Here is a 3,421-nt window from a genome sequence, read left to right on the forward strand (position 1 = left end):
ATCAATGAAAATTTATGTTTTAGGCTGGTTGGGAGCAATTAAGCTATACCCGTATAACGCGCCAGGTAGTGTATTCATTGTTTTTTATGGAACCCTATCGGAAGGAGCATATAATGCATAACAAAAACTATATTTCCGTCGGCATTGATGTCGGTTCAGCTTTTAGCTTTATGACAATTCTTGCGCCAGACGAAACAGTGATCTTGAAACCTTTCAAGATTACTCACAATAATAAGGATTCTTTGGAACGAGCTGTTTCTGAAATTAAAAAAGCAGAAGAGCTGTATTCCTTAGAAAGTCGCACCTTTCTAGAATCCACTGGGATTTATCATTTCCCGCTCTTCTGCTATCTTGTTGATTGTGGTTTTAACGCGTCCATAATCAATCCTATTATTACACATTCTACTAAGAATGGAAATATCAGAAAAGTAAAAAATGATAAAATCGATTCTAAAGGTATTGCCAAACTAGGATTATCAAAAGATATTCCTGTTTCCCAGTTCCCAGCAAAGCTGGTTCTTGAACTGCGTAGCCTTACCCGTAAGTATTACGATTTAACTGATGAGCGTTCTGCTCATATCAATAAACTTAAAGGAGACCTGCATACCGTGTTTCCTCAGTATCTTGACGTTTTCTGTGATGTTACCGGCAAGACCTCAACAATGATTCTTCGCCAGTACGGTACTCCAGACAAGATACTTCGTGGTCATAAGAAGACCATGATTGAAAAAATATCAAAAGCTTCACGAAAAGGTCTTGCCAAAGCTTCTGAAAGATATGAGAAACTCTGTGCTGCAGCTAATGCTGCAAAGACATTTGGATGTCAAATAGACAGTATCTACTTCAATATCTTTTTAACTTTGGACCTTGTTGAAAAGCTTGATTCTGCTTTGGATTCCATACTGAATCGTATTAGGCAGCTGATTACATTTAATAAAAACGAGAAGTTTATTCAGCAGATTAAACTTTTAAATACAATCCCAGGTGTTGGCTTTCTGACTGCTGTAACAATCATGTGCGAAATAGGTGATTTCTCAGCATTCCGTAATCCAAAACAACTTTTTGCTTACTTCGGATTAGATCCTGAAGTAAATGAATCTGGAAAATTCGTTGGCACTCAGTTACATATGAGCAAACGTGGCTCCAGAATCGCGCGCCGTGCTATCTTTGCAGTAGCACTCGCCTCCATTCGTACAAAACGTAATGGAGAGGGCATCAATCCATACCTCCGTAAGTATTACGAATTAAAGTCTGGACAAAAGCCTAAGATGGTTGCAATCGGTGCTGTAATGCATAAAGTCTGCAACATCGTATTTGCTGTTCTTCGTGATGAAAAGGCATTTGAGCTTCGGTCACCAGAAGAACACTGTAAGCAGTATCAAAGACCTGCTTTAGCAGCTGCATAAAGATGCAGCTATATAAAACCATAGGAGCTTCTTGACGAAAATCCAAGTGATTTACGTTTGTTAAAGTTACTCATTTTTAGGTTTCAAAACATAAAAGAAAAATATCTATTTTTTGTCTTTTAGGTATTGACTATAACTAGCTGGTCTTTGTAATAAATAGCGTGGTTTTGGCATATATTAGGGTATTTAACACGTAATTTTGCTTCCGATGGTGAAGAGTGATAAGGTGGTCAAGGGAATGCAAATAACTGCCAATTTTCTCCTGTTCTTCATAACATGGAATCATAATTTCTTTAGCAAGAAGTTCATTTTTTGTTACGCCCTTTATTGAAGTTCCCTGCACTGCATTAAGCTCTGATTGCAATTTTTTATACAAAGCATACACCGTAAATTGTGGTTCTGTTTTCAACACACTTAAAGACAAGAAATCTTGACTTGTAGCATAGGAAAATGGCATAAATGCAAGCTTTCCTACACCCACACGAGTAACGATTGCTACTGAATTTTCTGGAACTAATTTGGTCGCTGATTTATCAACCGCCTCTTGTGAAATGTACTTTCTTGGTTCAATATCGAACAAACTACCCTCTATCAAATCAGATGATTGAATCCATGGTATATTTCCTTTCCAAAAAGACTCATTTGACGTTTTTGGTGTACCTCCTCCGAAAGTCTTTTCAGAAAGTTCGGACAACTTACGCTGTTCCCAATCGAAAACTGATAAATCAGCATATTTCATGTACTTACGATGGTGAAGAGTGATGAGGTGGTCGAGATTAGAGAAATACTCGCCGATTTTTTGTTGTTCATCTACTATCTTAGGAACAACTAGTAGAGTATTAAAAAAATCAGTAGGTGCAATATTTAGTAACCCATGATTACGAGCCCCTTCTGCCGCATTCTTAGAAACCTCCCGGTACCATCTAGTGGTATCGTAATATGAAACTAGAAACTGAGAATTGATTTTCGTAGGTCTAAAGACTATATAAAGTGTCGATAGAACGCCCATATCATACTTATCTAAACGCTTAATAGCGCCCCATGGATATCCATTTGAATAACTTTTATTATATGCAAACTCACCATTTTTAACTAAAAAATATCCAGTAACATCACGACTCGCTACTTGCTTATTGAAAAAATCATTTTGATCTACCAAACCATCTTGTGCAGATATTGTTAGCGGAAGAGTCGACTCATTATTTTTGTTTTTTCTAGTAACACGCTCTGAGATGCTAGATAACTTACGCTCTTCCCAAGGATCAGTAAACCCTTTAAATCTTAACTGCGGGTAACTAGCTTGTTGATCTTTCATTTGTGGGCCTCCGGTTTTGACTGGTCATTAACCTGGGTGGTCACTAACTGGCTAGCTAATTCATTAAAGGCTTGCTCATTCTGACTGATTTCCTCGTCCAGTTGCTTCAGATCAGCTTTAACTTGGTTCAGATCAATCTCGGGTTCCGGTTCAAACGTATCAACGTAGCGCGGAATATTTAAATTATAATCATTTTCCTTGATTTCCGCCGGTGAGGCCACATGAGCATATTTATCAACATCTTGCCGGTTTTGATAAGTGGTCACAATTTTTTGAATATTCGCTGCCGTTAGCTTATTTTGATTCTTGTCCTTTTCAAATTCCCGGGACGCATCAATAAACAAGACGTCGTCAGTGGTTTTGTGTTTCTTTAAAATCATGATTAACGTTGGAATACCAGTGGAATGAAAAATATTGGCAGGTAGCCCAATAATGGCATCAATCCGGTTATCCATTAATAGTTTTTGCCGGATTTTGCCCTCCTTAGCCCCCCGAAATAGCACGCCATGGGGTAAGACAATGCCCATAGTCCCGTGTTCCTGCAAATGATAAAAGCCGTGTAGCAGAAAGGCAAAGTCGGCTTTAGATTTAGGTGGTAAGACGCCATAGTCGCGGAAACGGGGATCAGACAAGCGTTTATCACTGTTATCCCAGTGTGCCGAGTAGGGCGGGTTCATGACGACCGCATCAAATAAGTAAG

The 3,421-nt window shown here is 38.6% G+C and carries 3 protein-coding genes; 1 reads left to right on the forward strand and 2 read right to left on the reverse strand.

Annotated features, from left to right (window positions below):
• The first annotated feature begins 113 nt into the window (after positions 1-113).
• The gene (locus tag Q0371_RS11865; protein WP_023921410.1) at positions 114-1,406 is read left to right on the forward strand and encodes an IS110 family transposase; all 1,293 of its coding nucleotides are present in this window, start codon (positions 114-116) and stop codon (positions 1,404-1,406) included.
• A gap of 136 nt (positions 1,407-1,542) precedes the next feature.
• Here the strand turns inward: Q0371_RS11865 and Q0371_RS11870 are convergent, their stop codons facing one another.
• Both Q0371_RS11870 and Q0371_RS11875 read right to left on the reverse strand, forming a co-directional pair.
• Complete coding sequence (locus tag Q0371_RS11870) at positions 1,543-2,721, reverse strand: restriction endonuclease subunit S (protein ID WP_298471334.1); 1,179 nt, start codon at positions 2,719-2,721, stop codon at positions 1,543-1,545.
• On the reverse strand, positions 2,718-3,421 hold a 704-nt coding region (locus Q0371_RS11875; protein ID WP_298471337.1), incomplete at its 5' end, for an N-6 DNA methylase. The genes Q0371_RS11870 and Q0371_RS11875, both read right to left, overlap by 4 nt.

This window comes from uncultured Psychrobacillus sp. (genome assembly GCF_938022135.1).
Classification (GTDB): Bacteria; Bacillota; Bacilli; order Bacillales_A; family Planococcaceae; genus Psychrobacillus.